Here is a 437-nt window from a genome sequence, read left to right on the forward strand (position 1 = left end):
CCGGTCACGTCAGTTGTACGGAAGTAGAACTGTGGACGGTAGCCTTTGAAGAACGGAGTATGACGGCCGCCTTCGTCTTTGGACAGGATGTACACTTCAGATTCGAACTTGGTGTGTGGCTTGATTGAGCCTGGCTTCGCCAGAACCTGACCACGTTCGATTTCTTCACGCTTGATACCACGCAGCAGAACACCAACGTTCTCACCAGCACGGCCTTCGTCCAGCAGTTTGCGGAACATTTCAACGCCAGTACAGGTAGACTTCGCAGTCTCTTTGATACCAACGATTTCAACTTCTTCACCAACTTTGATGATACCGCGCTCTACACGACCGGTAACAACGGTACCACGACCGGAGATGGAGAATACGTCTTCGATTGGCAGCAGGAATGGCTTGTCAATCGCACGCTCTGGTTCTGGGATGTAAGAATCCAGGAA

General features: G+C 51.3%; 1 protein-coding gene. It reads right to left on the minus strand.

Annotated elements, in window-relative coordinates:
• Positions 1-437: EF-Tu/IF-2/RF-3 family GTPase (locus tag AB8818_RS22895; protein ID WP_371200039.1), on the minus strand; the 437-nt coding region annotated here is incomplete at both ends.

The sequence above is a fragment of the Enterobacter sp. KB-280D8 genome, from assembly GCF_041399405.1.
Lineage (GTDB): Bacteria > Pseudomonadota > Gammaproteobacteria > Enterobacterales > Enterobacteriaceae > Enterobacter > Enterobacter cloacae_N.